We start from the raw sequence: 21,388 nt of genomic DNA on the forward strand, positions 1-21,388 counted from the left end.
TAAACCGCCAACATTTAACGCGAGGGTGTATTTATATTTTTGCCGCTGGCCCTCATCGCGGCTGTCGGGATCTACCCGAACGATTATCGGCACTTAAGCCGTTGAATTCACTTTTTCGCCAGTTCCTGGTTTAACTGCCAGAGCTCCCGGCGTTCTTCGCTGCTTAAACCGTGTGTGCGATCGCGAGCTATCAACTCTTCTTGTCGCCGTTCAAGCATCGAATCAAACATATGATTGAGTGCGTCGGTGAACGTTTTTTCCGCAATGTCCTTATCTGCTATATCGTCCCACATTGACAGTTTTTCAAGGGTTGCGGCCTCTTTTGTGCCGCGGTAATGCTCCAACAACTGCCCGGTGGTCAGTCCTGGCTGTGACAAACAAGTGTTGACCAGTTCTGCAAATAAGCCAAGCCCAGGTAGTCTGGATTGATCCAGGCCGGTGAGTGGAGGCACCGCTGGCGCCAGCTCCGGGTTCTGGATCAATAGCCCTATCAGTATACGCATGGTTGTGCGTTTTAGCTGAGGAGCGGGGCGGACCACGCTGTTTTCCGCCTGTTTTGGCATTAATCGATCAAGCTGTGCATCATCGAAAATACCAATCTTATTACCCAACATTTGGCGCAACTGGATGCGCAATGTTTCGCCCGGCACCTGGTTGATTAACGGCAGCGCCAGCGCGGCCAACTGCGTTGTACCGTCCGGCGTGGTTAAATCTGCCTGTGGCAACAGGCTGTTAAACAGAAACGTGGAGAGCGGCTGAGCCTGCTCCATCCGCGCTTCGAACGCCTCTTTACCTTCTTTACGCACCAGCGTGTCCGGATCTTCACCGTCCGGCAAAAACATAAAACGTAGCTGGCGACCATCGCTCATATACGGCAGCGCCGTTTCCAGCGCTCGCCATGCGGCATCACGACCTGCACGGTCGCCGTCGTAACAGCAGATGACGTTTTTCGTCACCCTGAACAGCAACTGGATATGATCCGCCGTTGTCGACGTTCCCAGCGAGGCTACCGCGTAGTTGATGCCATACTGTGCCAGCGCCACCACGTCCATATAGCCTTCGACGACTAACAGTCGCTGCGGTTCATCGTTATCCTGCTGCGCTTCATACAGGCCATACAGCTGGCGGCCTTTATGAAAAATATCGGTTTCCGGTGAGTTCAGGTATTTGGGCGTATCATTACCTAATACACGCCCGCCAAAACCAATCACCCGGCCACGCTTATCGCGAATGGGGAACATGACCCGCTCGCGAAAGCGATCGTAACTGCGTCCCTGATCGTTCGTTACCAGCATACCTGCGTCGATCAGCGATTGGCGGTTCTCGCTGTTGCCGCCAAAACGCTTTAACACGTTGTCCCAGCCGGGTGGGGCGTAACCAATAGCGAACCGCGCAATGATGTCGCTGCTCAAACCACGCTTTTGTAGATACTGGCGCGCAGGTTCAGCGGCAGGTTGCGTCAGAGATTGCTGATAAAATGCGTTCAGGCCGTCCATCAGTTGATAGAGCGTTTGCCGTTGATGGCGCTCTATCAGACTTGGCCCGCTGCCTGCTTCGAAAGGCACTTCAAGGTTGTGCATGGCCGCCAGTTCTTCGACGCTTTCGACGAACTCGAGCTTGTCGTAGTTCATTAAGAAGTCGAGAGCGTTACCGTGCGCGCCGCAACCAAAGCAGTGGTAAAACTGTTTTTCACCATTTACGGTGAAAGAGGGGGTTTTTTCGTTATGGAATGGACAGCACGCGTGGTAGTTCTTGCCCTGCTTTTTCAGCTTTACACGCGCGTCGATGAGATCGACGATGTCGGTGCGCGCCAGCAGGTCATTGATAAAAACACGTGGGATTCGTCCAGCCATAGGCCCCGTTTATTTATATTCGTTGTCGTTCAGGTCGCTGTGATGCAACCGGAAGTCCGTAGAATATGTCAGCTTATAAACGAAAATAAGCCGCGCATTCCTTTCGGAAGCACGGCCTTACAACTACAACTCGGTCTGCAATTGAGGGCGATGCGCCCTCAACAGATTAGTACAGACGAGTACGGCGTGCGTTTTCGCGAGCCAGTTTCTTCGCGTGACGTTTCACAGCGGATGCTTTAGCGCGTTTACGTTCGGTAGTCGGTTTTTCATAGAATTCACGACGACGAACTTCCGCCAGAACACCTGCTTTCTCGCAGGAACGCTTGAAGCGACGCAGAGCTACGTCGAACGGCTCGTTTTCACGTACTTTAATTACCGGCATGTGCCTCTCACCTTTGATTAAATCGGTTTGCCGCTGGCGTTCACGCCAGCTTATTTCAAAATGGTGCGGAATTTTACTGCAACTACTGTTGCTTTGTAAAGCACCTCCGCCCTTTTTGAAAGGGACTTTCATAAGGGTGGGGAGTATACACGAACTCCTCACCTGGGGTGAGCAAAGTTTTACATCGACCCGCATTCGCCCTACACTGCGCGGTATTGCAACGAGGTAAAAATAGCCATGCGCGTACTGGGCATTGAAACATCCTGCGATGAAACCGGCATCGCAATTTATGACGATCAACAAGGGCTTTTAGCCAACCAACTGTATAGTCAGGTAAAACTGCACGCCGATTACGGCGGAGTGGTGCCGGAACTGGCATCCCGCGACCATGTGCGCAAAACCGTGCCGCTGATTCAGGCTGCGCTGAAAGAGTCCGGATTAACCGCAAAAGATATTGATGCGGTGGCCTATACTGCCGGTCCGGGGCTGGTTGGCGCGCTGCTGGTCGGCGCGACCGTCGGTCGTTCACTGGCGTTTGCCTGGAATGTTCCGGCTATCCCTGTTCACCATATGGAAGGGCATCTACTGGCGCCGATGCTGGAAGATAATCCCCCGGCATTCCCCTTTGTCGCTCTGCTGGTTTCCGGCGGTCACACACAATTGATTAGCGTCACGGGCATTGGCCATTATGAACTGCTGGGCGAGTCGATTGATGATGCGGCAGGCGAAGCCTTTGATAAAACGGCGAAACTGCTCGGACTGGATTATCCAGGTGGCCCGATGCTGTCAAAACTCGCATCGCAGGGGACGGCGGGGCGTTTTGTTTTCCCGCGCCCGATGACTGACCGTCCCGGGCTGGATTTCAGTTTCTCCGGTCTGAAAACCTTTGCGGCGAACACCATTCGAAGTAATGGCGACGATGAGCAAACCCGCGCCGACATTGCACGTGCGTTTGAAGATGCGGTGGTCGATACACTGATGATCAAATGCAAGCGCGCGCTGGATCAAACCGGCTTTACGCGCCTTGTCATGGCGGGCGGCGTGAGCGCCAACCGGACCTTGCGCGCAAAACTGGCGGAGATGATGCAAAAGCGTCGCGGTGAGGTCTTTTATGCGCGTCCGGAGTTTTGCACCGACAACGGCGCGATGATTGCTTATGCGGGGATGGTGCGCCTGAAAGTGGGGAATGACGCCGGGCTTGGCGTGACTGTTCGCCCTCGCTGGCCGCTGGCGGAGCTACCTGCGGCGTGATCTATGACAGCCCGGTTGCTACTTGCGCGCCGGGCAACATTCCTACTCTTCCCGTTTTTTCTTTTTGAGCCGGGTCCAGATTTTGGTTTCCTGGCGTCGCCACAGGCGCTGAATATTGTCGTGGTGGCGCAGCAGGATCAGGCACGACAGCATCGCCACCGGGAAAGTGAACTGCGGTTTGAACCACCAGACATAGAATGGGGCAATCAGCGCACTGACAATCGCGCCCAGGGAGGAATAACCGCTTAGCAGCACCGTCAGCAGCCAGGTTCCCGCCATCACACCTGTTAAATCCCAGCCAATTGGCGCTATGGCGCCAAATGCTGTGGCCACACCTTTACCGCCCTGAAACTTAAAGAAAATGGGCCAGATATGCCCAAGACAGGCAGCTATCGCGATGAGGCCTAGCCAGAATGGCGTGATGCCCAGCGCGTATGCGCCCCAGACCGGCAGCATGCCTTTCAATACGTCAAAAATCAGTACCGTTACGGCTGCTCCTTTGCCGCCAATTCTTAATACGTTGGTCGCTCCGGGGTTTCCGGAGCCACTCTCGCGTGGGTCCGGAAGACCCGCGATGCGGCAGACCAGAATTGCGCTGGAAATTGAGCCGCAAAGGTACGCGAGGAAGATCATTCCGGGCGCGATTGCACTCATAACGCTGTTCCGTTGTGAAAATGTCGTTTTATTCTCTGCATCCGTGGATAATACGCATAAATTCCGGAAAGTGGTATCCAGGGAATGCGCAAAATCTGACGGATCGCCAGGAAAGTGGCGGCCTGAAGCAAGAAGAGTGTAACCCACTAGCAGGCGAGGTGTAATGGACATCGTATTTATTGAGCAGCTTTCAGTTATCACCACAATTGGTGTTTACGACTGGGAACAGACCATTGAACAGAAGCTGGTGTTCGATATCGAAATGGCGTGGGATAACCGCAAAGCCGCTAAAAGTGATGATGTGAAGGATTGCCTGAGCTATGCCGATATCGCCGATGTGATTGTCGGTCATGTTGAAGGCGGGCGTTTTGCACTGGTGGAGCGTGTGGCGGAAGAGGTTGCAGACCTGCTGCTGGCGCGCTTTCAGTCGCCGTGGGTGCGCATCAAACTCAGCAAACCAGGCGCGGTCGCGCGCGCGCTAAACGTAGGCGTGATCATTGAGCGTGGCTTAAATCCGAAAGAAAGTATTTAAATTCATAATAATTAAACCAAGCGCTAGTATTCAGGTCATAGATAACGGCATTTTCGGCTTCTCTGCGGGGTAAGCCGTTTTTTATAGCTTTCTTAGGGGTTTATTTGATGGGCGATATGCATTCGTTGCTGGTGGCAGCCATTCTGGGTGTCGTTGAAGGGCTTACCGAATTTCTGCCGGTCTCCAGTACCGGCCATATGATTATCGTAGGGCATTTACTGGGATTTGAGGGCGATACGGCAAAAACCTTTGAGGTGGTGATTCAGCTGGGGTCGATTCTGGCGGTTGTGGTGATGTTCTGGCGACGCCTGTTTGGTTTAATTGGTATTCATTTCGGTCATCAGCCCCATGAAGGCACCGGTACAGGCCGCCTGACACTGGGGCATATTCTGCTCGGCATGGTTCCGGCCGTGGTGCTCGGGCTGGTCTTCCACGATACCATCAAGTCGCTGTTTAACCCGCTGACCGTGACCTATGCGTTGGTGGTGGGTGGTGTACTGTTGATTGCCGCAGAAGTTCTGAAACCTAAGGTTCCGCGCGCGGAAGGGGTTGATGATATTACCTATCGTCAGGCCTTTATGATTGGCTGCTTCCAGTGCCTGGCGCTGTGGCCGGGCTTCTCCCGTTCCGGCGCCACCATTTCCGGCGGGATGTTGATGGGAGTAAGCCGTTACGCGGCGTCTGAGTTTTCGTTCCTGCTGGCAGTGCCCATGATGATGGGGGCCACGGTGCTGGATCTCTATAAAAGTATGGGGTTCCTCACGACCGGTGATATCCCGATGTTCGCCGTTGGCTTTATTACAGCGTTCATTGTGGCGCTGATTGCCATCAAAACCTTCCTGCACGTGATTAAACGTATCTCGTTTATCCCCTTCGCGATTTACCGTTTTATCGTCGCTGCGGTTGTCTATCTGGTCTTTTTATAAGCGTTGCGCCCTCACTCTTTCGGCTGAGGGCAACGCTGCTCTTTCCAGTGTGCAAGGGCTGCTATCCGTCTACGGGTCAGCTCTTCGCGCACTTCCGCGCCTTTAAAACCCGCATCAATCACCGCTTTGGTTGGCACCGCACGCGCCACTTCCCAGGCTTCACGCAATAAACGCCCCTGCGGATAATCGCTGGCTTCAAACCCGGTACGACCGCGCACATCTGCCTCACTGGTCAGCGCGATTTGCTCGACGCGGTGCGGCTTACGCCAGGCGTCGATAGAATCAAACAATTTCACGATGGTTTTGGGCAACAGGATCGGGAAGGTGTGGATCAGATCGTGAAACTCCGCCACCAGTTTTGCCAGGTCGCGGATGTCATTAGGAACGCGAAGCCGTTTACACAGCCCTTCTACCAATTTTACGCCAGCCGGGCCATGACCATGATGTCGTGGCCACAGCTCTTTGGGGGTTAACCCTTTGCCCAGATCGTGGCACAACGTGGCAAAACGCACATCCACGTCCGGGCTGAGCATGGCCGCCATTGTCAGCGTCATCAGTGTATGCACGCCCGTATCGATTTCCGGATGCCATTTCGCGGGCGCGGGAACACCATACAGCGCGTCCACTTCCGGGAATAAAACGGCCAGCGCGCCGCAATCCCGCAGTACCTGGAAGTAGACCTGCGGGTTACGGGTGCGCAATGCATTTTCCGTCTCTTGCCATACGCGTTCGGTGGTCAAATGCGCCAGTTCACCCGCGTCTGTCATGGCGCGCATCAGCGCCATGGTCTCATCGGCAATGCGAAAACTGAGATGCGCATAGCGGGCAGCAAAGCGCGCAACGCGCAGAACGCGTAAAGGATCTTCGCCAAAGGCGGGGGAGACATGGCGCAGGATCCGATTGTGCAGATCTCGCTGACCATTGAAAGGATCGATGATGTTGCCGTTTTCATCCTGTGCGAGGGCGTTAACGGTTAAGTCGCGGCGCAGCAAATCTTGCTCAAGCGTAACGTCTGGTGCCGCATGGACAGTGAATCCTGTATAGCCGACGCCCGATTTGCGCTCGGTGCGTGCCAGGGCATACTCTTCGTGGCTTTTCGGGTGCAGGAACACAGGAAAATCACGGCCTACCTGTTGGTAGCCCGCGTTGAGCATCTCTTCCGGCGTGGCGCCGACTACCACCCAGTCTCTGTCTTTGACTGGCAGGCCTAACAACGTATCGCGTACTGCACCACCGACCAGATAACTCTTCACCCGCCACTCCTCTCACTTATTTTGCCGACAGATAATACGTAAGTGTAGAGAAGATGGCTAATGTGCTTAGTTCATCCAGCGATCTTTGCGTTTGCGGGTGGGGATCATATGCGGCAACACCAGGCCCAGTAACAGGCCTGCGCCCAGCACGCCGCCGCCATACATAAACCATTGCATGATGATGGTGCGCTGTTTGTCATCCAGTTGCAGATTGGCGGCATTCACCTTTTTTTGCGCCACAATCAACTCGTTTTTGAGTTTCTGATTTTCATCTTTCAGGCCGCTAATGACCCCATCGCTCTGCGCGACTTTCTGCTGCATCTCGGCAGTGCGCTGGTTCCAGGTATTGTCGATATTGTTGAGTTTATCGGTCAGCGTTTTGACCTGGTTTTCCAGTTCCGGTACGCGGGTGCGCAGACTGGGCTGGGTATTCAGTTCTTTGAGAGGGATCCACGCGGTACGCCCGGTGCTATCGCGCACCTGACCATAATCGCTATTGGATTGCAGCAGGGTCACTTCCTCGCCGGCATTCACCGTGCCCACAAGGCGGTAATTATCTCCCGGTCCGCTACGGACCCAGGTATTCAGTTCGTCGGAAACATAACGTTTTTCCTCAGCGTGGGTTCCCAGGGACACGCTAAGCGCAAATAAGGTCAATCCAATCAGGCGTAATTTTGGCATCAGGTAGTCGTTATTTCCATTGGACGTGAAGGGTAAACAGTGACCACAGTCTGACGATACCCTGCTGTTGGCATCAATCGGAATCTTCCGGGTCAAACTGCGCACTTATGCGAACTTTTGCTCCAGCCAGTTTGCGCATTGCATGGCAATTTGGCGCAAAATACTATCTACTGACAAACATCGGGCGCGTTAGTTCGCCGAAATTTTCACTGATGTGACATAACCATAAGTGCAAGGCCATGGCTCAGGAAATCGAATTAAAGTTTATCGTGAATAGCGACAGCGTGGAAACGCTTCGCCAACATCTCCATACGCTGACCGACGAACATGTCGCACCCAGCCAGCTACTGAACATCTATTATGAAACGCCGGACAACTGGCTGCGCGGCCACGATATGGGGCTGCGTATTCGCGGTTTTGACGGCAAATATGAGATGACGATGAAAATCGCCGGTCGGGTGATCGGCGGTTTACATCAACGCCCGGAATACAACATTCCGCTGGAAAAAGCCGAGCTTGACCTGGCGCGTTTCCCGGCAGAAGTGTGGCCGGAAGGCTCTCTGCCTGCTGACTTACAGGCGCAGACTCACCCGCTGTTTAGCACCGATTTCTGGCGCGAAAAATGGCTGGTGACCGTGGGCGACAGTCGCATTGAGATTGCTCTTGATTTAGGCGAAGTCAAAGCCGGTGAATTTGCCGAGCCGATTTGCGAACTGGAGCTGGAACTGCTGAGTGGCGATCCATCGGATATCCTTAAGCTGGCGCGCCAGCTCGTCACGCTCTCAGGGTTACGTCAGGGAAGTCTGAGCAAAGCGGCGCGCGGTTATCATCTGGCGCAGGGCAATACGCCACGTGAAATTCACCCGACGCCGATTCTGCAACCAGTAGCGAAAGCCAGCGTAGAGCAGGGTTTCGCCGCCGCGCTGGAGCTGGCGCTGTCGCAATGGCAGTACCACGAAGAGTTATGGATCCGGGGGAATAACCGCGCAAAAGACGATGTACTGCGCGCCATTGCGCTGCTGCGTCATACTCTGGTGCTGTTTGGCGGTATTGTGCCGCGTAAAGCGAGCGCTCACTTACGTGATTTACTGACGCAAGCTGAAGCCACCATCACCTCTGCGGTCTCCGCCGAGACGGCCGTCTGGAGCACGCCATCAGCCATGGCAAAACTGGTGCTGACAGAATGGTTGGTGAGCCAAGGCTGGCGTGCTTTCCTGGATGAAAAAGCACAGGCGAAGTTTGCCGATTCGTTTAAACGTTTTGCGGATGTTCACCTCTCGCGCACCGCCGCTGAGCTGAAAAAAACGTTTGCTCAACCGCTTGGCGACAGCTATCGCGACCAGTTGCCGCGCCTGGCGCGGGATATCGACAGCGCGTTGCTGCTGGCCGGTTTTTACGATCGCGCACTGGCGATTGAATGGCTGGAAAACTGGCAAGGGCTGTATCACGCCATTGAAACCCGCCAAATCATCGAAATTGAACATTTCCGTAATACCGCCATTAACCAGCCACCGTTCTGGTTACACAGCGGGAAACGCTAACTAAAGGATATTTCGGATGTCGCACGCCTCACCGTTATCGCAACACTGGCAGACGGTACTCACTCGTCTGCCGGAATCCATAGCCGTGAAACCACTAAGCGCACAGGCGCAGTCAGTGCTCACTTTTAGTGACTTTGTTCAGGATGCGATCATCGCGCATCCGGCGTGGTTAGCGGAGCTTGAAAGCGCGCCGCCGCAGGCTGACGAGTGGCGGCACTATGCCTCCATGTTGCAAAGCGTGTTGCAGGACGTTGCGGATGAAGCATCGCTGATGCGGGCATTGCGGCAGTTTCGCCGCCGCGTAATGGTGCGTATTGCCTGGGCTCAGGCGCTGCGACTGACAGCGGAAGAAGACATTCTTCAGCAGTTAAGCGTGCTGGCGGAAACGCTGATTGTTGCGGCGCGAGACTGGCTCTACGATGCCTGCTGCCGCGAATGGGGCACGCCGTGCAATACGCAGGGTGTTGCGCAGCCGATGCTGGTGCTGGGAATGGGGAAACTCGGCGGCGGCGAACTGAACTTCTCGTCTGATATTGATTTGATTTTTGCCTGGCCGGAAAACGGTGCTACCCGTGGCGGCAGGCGGGAGCTGGATAATGCGCAGTTTTTCACGCGTCTCGGCCAGCGGCTGATTAAAGTGCTCGATCAACCCACGCAGGATGGATTTGTCTACCGCGTGGATATGCGGCTGCGTCCCTTTGGCGATAGCGGCCCGCTGGTGCTCAGCTTTGCCGCGCTGGAGGATTATTACCAGGAGCAGGGGCGCGACTGGGAGCGCTATGCCATGGTCAAAGCGCGGATCATGGGGGATGACGACGGCGATCACGCCAGGGAGTTGCGGGCGATGCTGCGGCCCTTTGTCTTCCGCCGTTATATCGATTTTAGCGTCATTCAGTCGCTGCGTAATATGAAGGGCATGATTGCCCGTGAAGTGCGTCGCCGTGGTTTGAAAGACAACATCAAGCTGGGCGCTGGCGGCATTCGCGAAATCGAATTTATCGTCCAGGTGTTTCAGCTGATCCGCGGTGGTCGCGAACCGGCGCTGCAATCCCGTTCGTTGCTGCCGACGCTGGCGGCAATTGATCAGTTGCGCTTGTTGCCGGAGGGCGAAGCCACCACCCTGCGTGAAGCCTATCTCTGGCTACGCCGGCTGGAAAACCTGCTGCAAAGTATTAATGACGAACAGACACAGACGCTGCCGGGTGATGAATTGAATCGGTCGCGACTCGCCTGGGGAATGGGCGTTCCCGACTGGGAAGCGCTCAGTTGTGCACTGGAAACCCATATGGCGGCGGTACGACGCATTTTTAATGCGTTGATTGGCGATGATGAAACGGATTCGCCGGAAGATACCCTGTCTGAACACTGGCGCGAACTGTGGCAGGACGCGCTGCAGGAAGATGACACCACACCTGCGCTGGCGCACCTCTCTGATGACGATCGCCATCGCGTGCTGGCGTTGATTGCCGATTTTCGCAAAGAACTTGATAAACGCACCATTGGGCCGCGTGGTCGTCAGGTGCTCGACCATTTGATGCCGCACTTGCTCAGCGATGTGTGCTCGCGTGATGATGCCCCGGTGCCGTTGTCGCGCCTGACGCCGCTACTGACCGGCATTATTACCCGAACGACCTACCTTGAGCTGTTGAGTGAATTCCCCGGTGCGCTGAAGCATTTGATCTCGCTGTGCGCGGCATCGCCGATGGTCGCCAGCCAGTTGGCGCGTTATCCGATACTGCTGGATGAACTGCTCGATCCCAACACGCTGTATCAGCCCACGGCAATGAATGCGTACCGCGATGAGCTGCGGCAATATTTACTGCGCGTGCCTGAAGATGATGAAGAGCAACAGCTCGAAGCGGTGCGCCAGTTTAAACAGGCCCAATTGTTGCGCGTAGCGGCGGCGGACATTGCCGGAACGCTGCCGGTGATGAAGGTGAGCGATCATCTGACCTGGCTGGCAGAAGCGATTATCGATGCGGTGGTGCAGCAGGCGTGGGGGCAAATGGTGGCCCGTTATGGCCAGCCGACGCACCTGCGCGAGCGCGAAGGGCGCGGTTTTGCCGTGGTGGGATACGGTAAGCTGGGGGGCTGGGAACTGGGCTACAGTTCCGATCTCGATCTGGTGTTCTTACATGATTGCCCGCCGGATGCCATGACCGATGGCGAACGGGAAATTGATGGTCGTCAGTTTTATCTGCGTCTTGCCCAGCGAGTCATGCACCTGTTCAGCACCCGCACATCGTCCGGCATCCTTTACGAAGTCGACGCCCGTCTGCGCCCATCCGGCGCGGCAGGTATGCTGGTGACGACGACGGAATCGTTCGCGGATTATCAGAAAAACGAAGCCTGGACGTGGGAGCATCAGGCACTGGCGCGTGCGCGCGTGGTGTACGGCGATCCGCAACTGACCGCCGATTTTGACGCTATTCGTCGCGATATTCTGATGACCCCGCGTGACGGGGAGACGTTGCAAACCGAAGTGCGTGAGATGCGGGAAAAGATGCGTGCGCATCTCGGCAACAAACATAAAGATCGCTTCGACCTGAAAGCAGATGAAGGCGGTATTACAGATATCGAGTTTATCGCGCAGTATCTGGTGCTGCGATACGCGCATGACAAACCGAAGCTGACACGCTGGTCGGATAATGTACGCATCCTCGAAGGGCTTGCGCAAAACGGCATTATGGATGAGCAAGAAGCGCTGGCGCTGACGCACGCTTACACCACGCTGCGTGATGAACTGCACCATCTTGCGTTGCAGGAGCTGCCGGGAAATGTCGCGCTCTCTTGTTTTGTCGCTGAGCGCGCTCTGATCAAAGCGAGCTGGGAGAAGTGGCTGGTGGAACCGTGCGCCCACGCGTAAGTGTGGTATTATCGCGCGCAAATTTTGTATCTCTCAGGAGACAGGAATGAAAGTAACGCTGCCAGAGTTTGAACAGGCCGGTGTCATGGTAGTGGGTGATGTGATGCTGGATCGCTACTGGTACGGCCCAACAAGCCGCATTTCTCCGGAAGCGCCAGTACCCGTGGTGAAGGTCGATACGATTGAAGAGCGCCCCGGCGGCGCGGCAAACGTGGCGATGAACATCGCATCGTTGGGTGCTACTGCACGTCTGGTCGGGCTGACCGGTATTGACGATGCGGCGCGGGCGCTCAGTAAGGCGCTGGCGGACGTTAACGTTAAATGCGACTTTGTTTCTGTTCCGACGCATCCGACGATCACCAAGCTGCGCGTGCTTTCCCGCAACCAGCAACTGATCCGTCTCGATTTTGAAGAAGGGTTTGATGGCGTTGACCCGCAACCGATGCACGATCGTATTAGCCAGGCGCTGGGCAACGTTGGCGCGCTGGTGCTGTCTGATTATGCCAAAGGCGCACTGGTCAGCGTCCGGCAGATGATTACGCTGGCGCGCAACGCAGGTGTACCGGTGCTTATCGATCCGAAAGGCACCGATTTCGAACGCTATCGCGGCGCAACGCTGCTGACGCCTAACTTATCCGAGTTCGAGGCCGTCGTGGGTAAATGCAAAAGCGAAGCGGAGATTGTTGAGCGCGGCATGAAATTGATCGCTGACTATGAGCTGTCGGCGCTGCTGGTGACCCGTTCCGAACAGGGCATGACACTGCTGCAACCGGGTAAAGCGCCACTGCATATGCCAACCCAGGCGCAGGAAGTGTATGACGTGACCGGTGCTGGCGATACGGTCATCGGCGTTCTTGCGGCAACGCTGGCGTCGGGCAATTCTCTGGAAGAAGCCTGCTACTTCGCGAACGCGGCGGCGGGTGTGGTGGTCGGTAAACTCGGTACTTCAACCGTGACGCCGATTGAGCTGGAGAACGCGGTGCGTGGTCGTGCGGAAACCGGTTTTGGCGTGATGACGGAAGCGGAGCTGAAAGAGGCTGTTGCTGCAGCGCGTAAGCGTGGTGAGAAAGTCGTGATGACCAATGGCGTTTTCGACATCCTGCATGCCGGGCACGTCTCTTATCTGGCGAATGCGCGGAAACTCGGCGATCGTCTGATTGTTGCGGTGAACAGTGATGCGTCCACTCGACGCCTGAAAGGCGACACCCGTCCGGTGAACCCGCTGGAGCAGCGCATGATTGTGCTGAGCGCGCTGGAAGCGGTGGATTGGGTGGTTTCGTTTGAAGAAGATACGCCGCAGCGTCTGATTGCCGGGATCCTGCCGGATCTGCTGGTAAAAGGCGGTGACTACCAGCCGGAGCAAATTGCCGGTAGCAAAGAGGTCTGGGCCAACGGCGGTGAAGTACTGGTGCTCAACTTTGAAGACGGTTGTTCAACCACCAATATCATCAAAAAAATCCAGAAACAGGGTGATTAAACCCTCTAATAGCGCTCTTTGCCAGGCAAAGAGCGCGTCGTATTACGCGTGATCGTCAACCGGCGGAATAGCAGGCGCGGGTTTCACTTCGGTGTTTTTTCCCTGATTCTCCAGTTCGCTAAGGCGCTGTTCCAGTAAAGCCAGCTTCTCACGTGTGCGCAGCAGCACCTGCGTTTGCACGTCAAACTCTTCACGGCTTACCAGATCGAGGCGGGTTAACTGTGCCTGTAGCGTCTGACGGATCTTCTTCTCGACGTCTTCCCCGAACTCACGGATCCCTTTTGGCATGGATTCGTGAACCTGGCGCGCAATCTGTTCAATTTTTTTCGGGTCAATCATTTTGGGTTCCCTGCTCGGATGGGCTCATGCAGTCATTGTAGTGTGATAACCCCAGGTGATAAACCAGAATTGTTTGAAGCTTATGCATTGCCGAAGGTAATCAATGGCGTTATAGTTATTCCGCTTATTCTCAGGGCGGGGCGAAATTCCCCACCGGCGGTAAATCAGCGTACGCTGAAAGCCCGCGAGCGCTTCAGGTTAATGCCTGAAGGTCAGCAGATCCGGTGTAATTCCGGGGCCGACGGTTAAAGTCCGGATGGGAGAGAGTAACGATACTGCCGGGCATGATGCCCGCTCGCGTTATTTTTTTGCCGCTTTGCGACACTCCTAAGACTGCCCTGATTCTGGTAACCATAACTTTATTGAGGTCTTTTACCATGAATCAGACGCTGCTTTCTTCTTTTGGCACGCCTTTCCAACGTATTGAAAACGCACTCGCCGCACTGCGCGAAGGCCGGGGTGTAATGGTGCTCGATGACGAGGACCGTGAAAACGAAGGCGATATGATTTTCGCCGCCGAAACCATGACCGTTGAGCAGATGGCGCTGACTATCCGTCACGGTAGTGGGATTGTCTGTTTATGCCTGACTGACGAACGCCGTAAACAACTCGATCTGCCCATGATGGTCGAGAACAATACCAGCGCCTATGGCACCGGTTTTACCGTCACTATTGAAGCCGCTCACGGCGTCACCACCGGTGTTTCCGCTGCTGACCGTATTACGACCGTTCGCGCGGCGATTGCAGACGGTGCTAAACCGTCTGACCTGAACCGTCCTGGTCACGTCTTCCCACTGCGGGCGCAACCGGGTGGTGTTCTGACCCGTGGCGGTCATACCGAAGCCACTATCGATTTAGTCACGCTGGCCGGGTTTAAACCGGCGGGTGTGCTGTGTGAATTAACCAATGACGATGGCTCTATGGCCCGTGCGCCGGAGTGCATCGCGTTTGCTAAGCAACACAATATGGCGGTTGTGACGATTGAAGACCTCGTGGCATACCGTCAGGAGCATGAGCGCAAAGCCAGCTAATTGTTGCCGTGAACGCTAAAAATCCGAAGTCGCTGGCTTCGGATTTTTTTTGCCTGTCCTGTATCAAACTTTGTTGCACTTCTCATGCTCACACGTTGAAATCTTAGACCTCTACTTATAAAGTGGTAATGGCGTTATCTGATGTGAGTAATGGGTTTGAATTTACCTAATCCATTAAATTAAAAAGATTTTTAATGATTCTGCGTTGTGTTTTTTGCCAAATAGAGTCATGGAGTCGCGATGTTTATTTCCTGGTATTGGCTACTGCTTATTGTTCTGGTCCTCGTTGTCTATATTCATGCGCTTAAACGCAACAATAAAGCCTGTCGCCACGACCGCGATGCGCTATACACAGCTTATCAGCGTGTGCTTGATGAGTTGAAGAAAATCAGCGGTGCCAGGCAGGGCGAGTAGCAGCGCTACCCGTCCATGGTGGCAGGCGGTCGGCTTAACCGCCAATTCCCATCGCCTGAAGGGCGACCAGACTTAATCCCATCACCGACATACCACACAGTACGCCATAGCTCGGGTTATTATTCGGGTCTATTTCTTTTGCCAGGGGCATAAGCTCATCTACAGAAAGCGCAACCATAATCCCCGCGACGGCAGCCATGATTGCAGCCATCACCACCGGTGACACCAGGCTACCGAGGATCAACCACGCCAGTACGCCGCCGATAATTTCCGCCAGACCCGAAATGCCGGCCCAGAAGATAGCAGTACGTTTGGAACCCGTAGCGGCATAGACCGGGCCGGCAACCGCAAGTCCTTCAGGAATATTGTGCAATGCCACCGCAAAAGCGATGCCGAACCCCAACTCCAGATCGTTGCTGGCGGTGACATACGTGGCAATCCCTTCCGGAAAGTTATGCAGACTGATACCGAGCGTCAGCAGAATGGCGGTACGGCGGATGCCGCGCGGGAAGCTGTGTTGTGTACCCTGCATTAAGTCCTGCGGGTGGGCGTGAGGCAGCATGCGATCCAGCGCAAAGTAACCCAGCAACCCGACAACAAACATGCCATAGCCCAGCATGGGCGACATATTCTCTGTTGCCAGCGCGGCGGGAAGCATCTCCATCAGCGAGATGAGCAACATAATTCCGGCGGCAAAACCAAGCGAAAACGCCAGTACGCGATTAGAGGGTTTCTGGCCTAACACGCCGAGGATCGCGCCAATAAAGGTGGCAGCGCCTGCCAGTAAAGTCAGGATTAGGGGCACTGACATGCATAACTCCTTTATGATAATGATTCTCATTAATGTATGTTTTCACGTTGCGAAAAGCGAGGCGGGCGCGCCATCTTTACGCATTCCTTACATTCAAAATTACTGAAGATCTTCATCATGGTTATCAGAGTTCTTCGTCTCCTGAAAAGGCGTAATGTAGTGCTATCAAATTGTCACACTCTGTAAGGATATCACCATGTCAGCACCCCGTATGCCAGCGCTGTTTTTGGGCCACGGTAGTCCAATGAATGTTCTGGAAGATAACATTTATACCCGTGCCTGGGGGGAACTGGGCGAAACACTGCCGCGCCCGAAAGCGATTGTAGTGGTATCCGCCCACTGGTTTACGCGTGGCACGGGCGTGACGGCGATGGAAGCACCGAAAACGATCCATGATTTTGGCGGTTTCCCGCAGGCGCTGTATGACACGCATTATCCGGCGCCGGGTTCACCAGAATTAGCGCAGCATTTGGTTGAACTGCTGGCACCGGTGCCGGTGGTGCTCGACAAAGAAGCCTGGGGTTTCGACCACGGTTCATGGGGAGTATTGATAAAAATGTACCCCAATGCGGATATCCCGATGGTGCAACTGAGTGTCGACAGCACTAAACCCGCAGCATGGCATCTTGAGATGGGGCGTAAACTGGCGACGTTGCGTGACGAGGGCATTATGCTGGTTGCCAGTGGTAACGTCGTGCACAACCTGAGAACAGCGCGTTGGCACGGTGAGAACACGCCATACCCGTGGGCAACGTCGTTCAATGACTTTGTGAAAGAGAATCTGACCTGGCAGGGACCGGCTGAGCAACATCCGCTGGTCAACTACCTTGACCATGAAGGCGGTTCGTTATCGAACCCGACGCCGGAGCACTTCCTGCCACTGTTGTACGTACTTGGCGCGTGGGACGGTAAAGAGCCAGTGTCGATCCCGGTTGATGGCATTGAGATGGGCTCTCTCAGCATGCTTTCCGTTCAGGTTGGTTAACCCAATGGCGCGTAATGCGCCATTTTTGTTTTTGCTTTCATCCCGAAAGTAGAGAAATACGAGGTGGATCTCAAAAAACGGATACTGAAATGCCGTTTTTTTGAAAATAAAAAGATGTTCGCTGCAAAAATGAAACGCTGTGCTGAATTTAGCAATTTTTTGTGAACAGCATCGTCGCAATAACGCCATCGAGTGACTACTCTTCAGAGTGTCTACTGTCTCAGATATACCCATAAAAACGTTTACCGTAATACCACGAACGCCTTGTTCGCGGTCGACCTTTTTTTCTAAAAATCAGACCCTCTGGAGACACGGAAATATGAACTCAGCAAAAACCTTACTGAAAGTATGTATTAGTTCCGCTCTGTTGTTTATCTCCCACGCCTCTTTAGCTCAGACCTTCCGCGCAGCTGACGTCCATCCTGCTGACTATCCTAATGTTGTTGCTGTTAAGCATATGGGAGAGAAGTTAAGCGCGGCGACAAACGGACGGCTGGATATTAAAACGTTTCCTGGCGGCGTATTAGGTGACGAAAAACAGGTGATTGAACAAGCGCAGATTGGCGCAATTGATATTATTCGCGTATCGATGACGCCGGTGGCGGCGATACTCCCCGAGATTAATGTCTTTACGCTGCCTTATATTTTCCGCGATGAAGATCATATGCACAAAGTGCTCGATGGGATGATTGGCCAGGAAATTGGTGGTCGTTTGTCTGACAGCAGTAAATCCCGATTGATCTTTCTTGGCTGGATGGATGCCGGTACGCGTAATTTAATCACCAAAGCGCCGGTAAACAATGCTGAGGATCTAAAAGGAATGAAGATCCGTGTTCAGGGCAGTCCAATCGCACTCGATACGCTGAAGGCAATGGGGGCGAACTCCGTGGCTATGGGGGTGAGCGAAGTGTTTAGCGGCATGCAGACCGGGGTGATTGATGGTACGGAAAACAACCCACCGACTTTTGTTGCGCATAATTATCTTCCGGTTGTCAAAAATTACACCTGGAGCAAACACTTTATTATTCCTGAGCTGTTTTTATTCTCTAAGCCGAAATGGGATAAATTGAAAAAAGAGGATCAGGAATTAATTCTTAAACTGGCGAAAGAGGCTCAGGTTGAGCAGCGGGCATTGTGGAAAACGTATAATGAAAAATCCCTGGAGGCGATGAAAGCCGGAGGTGTGAAATTTCACGATATCGATACAGCCGTCTTTTATAAAGCCACTCAACCGGTTCGCGATAAATATGGAAAAGAACACCAGGATTTAATTACCCGGATTCAGCAAGTGCAATAACGTTTAACGGGCAGGGGCGGCCTTGCCCAAATAACGTGTTTCCGTATTGCTGTTTTCAATCTTCTCCGGGGAAACAATTATGGGTGAACGCTATTCGATATTGATGGATATTCTTTACCGGGTTTCAATGTGGGTTGCAGGGCTGGCGCTGTTAATTATGGTTGCCATTATTCCTGTGGGGATTTTTGCCCGCTATGTGATGAACAGTGCGTTGTCCTGGCCGGAACCAGTAGCCATTATCTGCATGGTGACATTTACCTTCGTCGGTGCAGCCGTGAGTTACCGTGCGGGGTCGCATATCGCTGTCAGCATGGTTACGGATCGCCTGAGCGAACCTGCGCGCAAAGCCTGCTTCATTGTGGCGGATCTGATGTTGATGGCTATCAGCCTGTTTATTCTCTGGTATAGCAGCGCGTTGTGTGCGGAGTTGTGGGAACAGCCGGTGGCGGAATTCCCGCTGTTCACCGCAGGTGAGAGCTACCTGCCGCTTCCTGTCGGTTCGGCGATTACTCTCCTGTTTATTATCGAGAAGATGCTTTTTGGCGCGCAGTACCACCGCCAGGTGGTACTGCTGGGTTCGTCGAGCTGATCCGGTAAGGAAAGTTTATGGATGCATTTATTCTTGTCTTTACGTTAGCCATTATGCTGGCGGTGGGCGTTCCGGTGGCATACGCCGTTGGGATCAGCGCAGTACTGGGGGCGTGGTATATCGATATTCCTCTGGAAGCGGTGATGATCCAGCTAACCAATGGCGTCAACAAATTCTCACTGCTGGCGATCCCGTTCTTTATTCTGGCGGGGGCGATCATGGCCGAAGGCGGTATTGCCCGTCGGCTCGTGAATTTCGCTTATATCTTTGTCGGTTTTATTCGCGGCGGTCTGTCGCTGGTAAATATCGTGGCCTCAACATTTTTTGGTGCCATTTCCGGATCGTCGGTGGCGGATACCGCCTCAATTGGTTCGGTGATGATCCCGGAGATGGACAAAAAAGGCTACCCGCGGGATTTTGCCGCCGCGGTGACAGCCAGCGGATCGGTGCAGGCGATTTTAACGCCGCCCAGCCACAACTCAGTGATCTACTCACTGGCAACGGGCGGCACGGTCTCCATTGCGGCGCTCTTCATTGCCGGGATCCTGCCCGGATTGCTGCTGAGCTTTACCCTGATGGTGATGTGCGTGGCCTTTGCGCATAAACGTGGTTACCCAAAAGGGGAACGCGTGCCGTTTCGCCAGGCGTTAAAGATATTTGCGGATACGCTCTGGGGTCTGATGACGGTGGTGATCATTATGGGCGGGATCCTCTCCGGGATCTTTACCGCCACAGAATCGGCGGCGATCGCCTGCTTATGGGCATTTTTCGTCACCATGTTTATCTACCGTGATTACAAATGGTCAGAACTGCCCAGGCTGATGTACCGCACTGTAAAGACGGTGACCATTGTGATGATCCTGATCGGGTTTGCCGCGGCGTTTGGTGCCGTAATGACCTATATGCAACTGCCGGGGCGGATCACGGAAGCCTTTACCAGCATCTCCGATAACAAGTATGTGATCCTGATGTGCATTAACATCATGCTGTTGCTGCTGGGTACATTGATGGATATGGCACCGCTGATCCTTATCCTCACGCCAGTACTGTTGCCAGTGACGAATGCGTTGGGCATTGATCCGGTGCATTTCGGCATGATCATGTTAGTTAACCTTGGGATCGGGCTGATTACGCCACCCGTTGGATCGGTACTGTTCGTGGCAAGCGCGGTGAGTAAACAGAAGATTGAGCAGGTGGTGAGAGCCATGCTGCCGTTCTATGCCGTTCTGTTTGTTGTGCTGATGTTGGTGACCTATATTCCGGCGATCTCACTCTTTCTGCCGACGCTGTTTGGTGTGATGTGAGGGAATAAAAAACCCGGCGCGGATGGCCGGGTTTTCGCTTATTCAACAAAGATATGGGGATAAAAACGCGACAGATCCTGGGTGATCAGCGCGCGGTCTTCACGGATGCCAATCCCGGCAGGCTGATCGTTAATAAGCCAGCTGCCAATCAGGGTATAGCTGTCGCCAAATTTCGGCAGCGGACAGAACTGCTGCACAATCATTCCCTCTTCGCCGTAGGGGCCTTCAACGGATTCCAGCGTTTTGCCATTCTCAATAATTGACACATTAGCGCCTTCGCGGGAGAAAATTGGCTTAACGACGTATTTTTCCATTTCCGGGTGCGGATCTTCAGCGAAATACGCGGGCAGCAGATTCGGATGATCCGGGAACATTTCCCATAACATCGGCAACAGCGCCTTGTTGGAAATAATGCTCTTCCATGCCGGTTCCAGCCAGCGTACACCCGCGTCTTCCAGCTTGGTGGAGAAGACTTCACGCAGCATAAATTCCCACGGATAGAGCTTGAAGAGATTGCCAATAACCTGATCCTGCAGATCGCTGAACTGGCCTTTTTCCCCGAGGCCAATATCCTCAATATAGAGAAAATCCGTTGCCAGCTCCGCTTCTGCTGCGCAATCCTGCAAATACTGCACTGTACCGCGATCTTCAACGGTATCGCGACAGCAGGTGAAATGCAGCAACTGGAAGCCGTGCTGCTCACGCAGCTCTGCAAAACGCGCAATCAGCTTTTCCTGCAGGCTGTTAAATTGATCGCTGCCTTCCGGTAACAACCCGGCATTGAGCTGATCTTCCAGCCAGATCCACTGAAAAAACGACGCTTCGTATAAAGATGTTGGCGTATCGGCGTTATTTTCCAGCAGCTTGGGTTCATTCACGCCATCCCAAGCCAAATCCAGGCGTGAATAGAGCGATGGCTGGCGCGTGGCCCATGACTGACGCACAAAACCCCAGGTGTGCTTCGGAATGCGGAACTTCGCCATCAGCGCATCGCTGGCAACGACCTTTTCCACCACTTTCAGGCACATCTGGTGCAGCTCTGCGGTCACGTCTTCGAGCTTCTCGACCTGGGCAAGCGTCAGCTTGTAATACGCCTCTTCACACCAGTAGGGTTCGCCATACATGGTATGAAAATTGAAACCGTATTCGGTGGCTTTTTCGCGCCAGTCCGGGCGCTCGGTAATGGTGACTCTTTCCATGAC

The 21,388-nt window shown here is 54.0% G+C and carries 20 protein-coding genes and 1 riboswitch; of the genes, 12 read left to right on the forward strand and 8 right to left on the reverse strand.

The features are described 5' to 3' along the window. Positions 1 to 107 precede the first annotated feature (107 nt). Positions 108 to 1,853: a DNA primase gene (gene dnaG / locus ABGA49_RS12585; protein WP_061493087.1), complete on the reverse strand. Its 1,746-nt coding sequence runs from the start codon at positions 1,851 to 1,853 to the stop codon at positions 108 to 110. Positions 1,854 to 2,019: 166 nt separating this feature from the next. Continuing rightward, a complete protein-coding gene (gene rpsU, locus ABGA49_RS12590) occupies positions 2,020 to 2,235 on the reverse strand; it encodes a 30S ribosomal protein S21 (RefSeq protein ID WP_001144069.1) in 216 nt (71 codons plus the stop codon). A 237-nt stretch (positions 2,236 to 2,472) separates the two neighbouring features. Between rpsU and tsaD the strand changes: the two genes are divergently transcribed. After that, positions 2,473 to 3,486 carry a tRNA (adenosine(37)-N6)-threonylcarbamoyltransferase complex transferase subunit TsaD gene (gene tsaD / locus ABGA49_RS12595; RefSeq protein WP_088237693.1) on the forward strand — a complete coding sequence of 338 codons (1,014 nt, stop codon included), beginning with the start codon at positions 2,473 to 2,475 and terminating at the stop codon, positions 3,484 to 3,486. 42 nt (positions 3,487 to 3,528) lie between these two features. On the opposite strand, the gene plsY is transcribed toward tsaD, so the two are convergent. Next, on the reverse strand, positions 3,529 to 4,140 hold the full coding sequence (gene plsY / locus ABGA49_RS12600) for a glycerol-3-phosphate 1-O-acyltransferase PlsY (protein ID WP_061493089.1): 612 nt from the start codon (positions 4,138 to 4,140) through the stop codon (positions 3,529 to 3,531). 163 nt (positions 4,141 to 4,303) lie between these two features. On the opposite strand from plsY, the gene folB reads away from it, so the two are divergent. Together folB and bacA are read left to right on the forward strand one after the other, a co-directional pair. Beyond that, positions 4,304 to 4,672, forward strand: a complete 369-nt coding sequence (folB, locus tag ABGA49_RS12605) for a bifunctional dihydroneopterin aldolase/7,8-dihydroneopterin epimerase (RefSeq protein ID WP_061493090.1) — start codon at positions 4,304 to 4,306, stop codon at positions 4,670 to 4,672. 107 nt (positions 4,673 to 4,779) lie between these two features. Further along, positions 4,780 to 5,598, forward strand: coding sequence for an undecaprenyl-diphosphate phosphatase (gene bacA / locus ABGA49_RS12610; RefSeq protein WP_061493091.1), 819 nt, complete (start codon positions 4,780 to 4,782; stop codon positions 5,596 to 5,598). An 11-nt stretch (positions 5,599 to 5,609) separates the two neighbouring features. On the opposite strand, the gene ABGA49_RS12615 is transcribed toward bacA, so the two are convergent. Then, a complete protein-coding gene (locus tag ABGA49_RS12615; RefSeq protein ID WP_088237694.1) occupies positions 5,610 to 6,851 on the reverse strand; it encodes a multifunctional CCA addition/repair protein in 1,242 nt (413 codons plus the stop codon). Between the two features lie 66 nt (positions 6,852 to 6,917). Then, positions 6,918 to 7,532: a TIGR04211 family SH3 domain-containing protein gene (locus ABGA49_RS12620; protein WP_088237695.1), complete on the reverse strand. Its 615-nt coding sequence runs from the start codon at positions 7,530 to 7,532 to the stop codon at positions 6,918 to 6,920. A 239-nt stretch (positions 7,533 to 7,771) separates the two neighbouring features. On the opposite strand from ABGA49_RS12620, the gene ABGA49_RS12625 reads away from it, so the two are divergent. The 3 genes from ABGA49_RS12625 to hldE are packed head-to-tail and all read left to right on the forward strand — an operon-like array spanning position 7,772 to position 13,416. Next, positions 7,772 to 9,073: an inorganic triphosphatase gene (locus ABGA49_RS12625; RefSeq protein ID WP_061493094.1), complete on the forward strand. Its 1,302-nt coding sequence runs from the start codon at positions 7,772 to 7,774 to the stop codon at positions 9,071 to 9,073. Positions 9,074 to 9,089: 16 nt separating this feature from the next. Beyond that, positions 9,090 to 11,939, forward strand: coding sequence for a bifunctional [glutamate--ammonia ligase]-adenylyl-L-tyrosine phosphorylase/[glutamate--ammonia-ligase] adenylyltransferase (gene glnE, locus ABGA49_RS12630; RefSeq protein ID WP_347665620.1), 2,850 nt, complete (start codon positions 9,090 to 9,092; stop codon positions 11,937 to 11,939). Between the two features lie 46 nt (positions 11,940 to 11,985). Then, positions 11,986 to 13,416, forward strand: coding sequence for a bifunctional D-glycero-beta-D-manno-heptose-7-phosphate kinase/D-glycero-beta-D-manno-heptose 1-phosphate adenylyltransferase HldE (gene hldE, locus ABGA49_RS12635; protein ID WP_061493096.1), 1,431 nt, complete (start codon positions 11,986 to 11,988; stop codon positions 13,414 to 13,416). A gap of 42 nt (positions 13,417 to 13,458) precedes the next feature. Here hldE and ubiK read toward each other — a convergent pair whose 3' ends face one another. Then, positions 13,459 to 13,755: a ubiquinone biosynthesis accessory factor UbiK gene (ubiK, locus tag ABGA49_RS12640; protein WP_061493097.1), complete on the reverse strand. Its 297-nt coding sequence runs from the start codon at positions 13,753 to 13,755 to the stop codon at positions 13,459 to 13,461. Between the two features lie 122 nt (positions 13,756 to 13,877). Beyond that, positions 13,878 to 14,027: riboswitch (FMN riboswitch) on the forward strand. Positions 14,028 to 14,132: 105 nt separating this feature from the next. Here ubiK and ribB point away from each other — a divergent pair. After that, on the forward strand, positions 14,133 to 14,786 hold the full coding sequence (gene ribB / locus ABGA49_RS12645) for a 3,4-dihydroxy-2-butanone-4-phosphate synthase (RefSeq protein ID WP_061493098.1): 654 nt from the start codon (positions 14,133 to 14,135) through the stop codon (positions 14,784 to 14,786). Positions 14,787 to 15,026: 240 nt separating this feature from the next. Continuing rightward, positions 15,027 to 15,200, forward strand: a complete 174-nt coding sequence (locus ABGA49_RS12650; protein WP_071889854.1) for a hypothetical protein — start codon at positions 15,027 to 15,029, stop codon at positions 15,198 to 15,200. 34 nt (positions 15,201 to 15,234) lie between these two features. On the opposite strand, the gene zupT is transcribed toward ABGA49_RS12650, so the two are convergent. Continuing rightward, the gene (zupT, locus tag ABGA49_RS12655; RefSeq protein WP_061493099.1) at positions 15,235 to 16,011 is read right to left on the reverse strand and encodes a zinc transporter ZupT; all 777 of its coding nucleotides are present in this window, start codon (positions 16,009 to 16,011) and stop codon (positions 15,235 to 15,237) included. Between the two features lie 196 nt (positions 16,012 to 16,207). Here zupT and ygiD point away from each other — a divergent pair, with 196 nt between their 5' ends. The 4 genes from ygiD (at position 16,208) to ABGA49_RS12675 (ending at position 20,186) form a co-directional block, all read left to right on the forward strand. Then, complete coding sequence (gene ygiD / locus ABGA49_RS12660; RefSeq protein WP_061493100.1) at positions 16,208 to 16,996, forward strand: 4,5-DOPA dioxygenase extradiol; 789 nt, start codon at positions 16,208 to 16,210, stop codon at positions 16,994 to 16,996. A gap of 319 nt (positions 16,997 to 17,315) precedes the next feature. After that, positions 17,316 to 18,293 carry a TRAP transporter substrate-binding protein gene (locus ABGA49_RS12665; RefSeq protein WP_061493101.1) on the forward strand — a complete coding sequence of 326 codons (978 nt, stop codon included), beginning with the start codon at positions 17,316 to 17,318 and terminating at the stop codon, positions 18,291 to 18,293. A 79-nt stretch (positions 18,294 to 18,372) separates the two neighbouring features. Then, positions 18,373 to 18,882, forward strand: coding sequence for a TRAP transporter small permease (locus ABGA49_RS12670; protein ID WP_088238424.1), 510 nt, complete (start codon positions 18,373 to 18,375; stop codon positions 18,880 to 18,882). Positions 18,883 to 18,899: 17 nt separating this feature from the next. Then, positions 18,900 to 20,186 (forward strand): TRAP transporter large permease, encoded by a 1,287-nt coding sequence (locus tag ABGA49_RS12675; RefSeq protein ID WP_061493103.1) that lies wholly within the window; start codon positions 18,900 to 18,902, stop codon positions 20,184 to 20,186. Between the two features lie 38 nt (positions 20,187 to 20,224). Here ABGA49_RS12675 and ABGA49_RS12680 read toward each other — a convergent pair whose 3' ends face one another. Then, positions 20,225 to 21,385: a glutathionylspermidine synthase family protein gene (locus ABGA49_RS12680; RefSeq protein ID WP_061493104.1), complete on the reverse strand. Its 1,161-nt coding sequence runs from the start codon at positions 21,383 to 21,385 to the stop codon at positions 20,225 to 20,227. Positions 21,386 to 21,388 lie beyond the last annotated feature (3 nt).

This window comes from Kosakonia sp. WA-90, assembly GCF_039871955.1.
Taxonomy (GTDB): domain Bacteria; phylum Pseudomonadota; class Gammaproteobacteria; order Enterobacterales; family Enterobacteriaceae; genus Kosakonia; species Kosakonia oryzendophytica.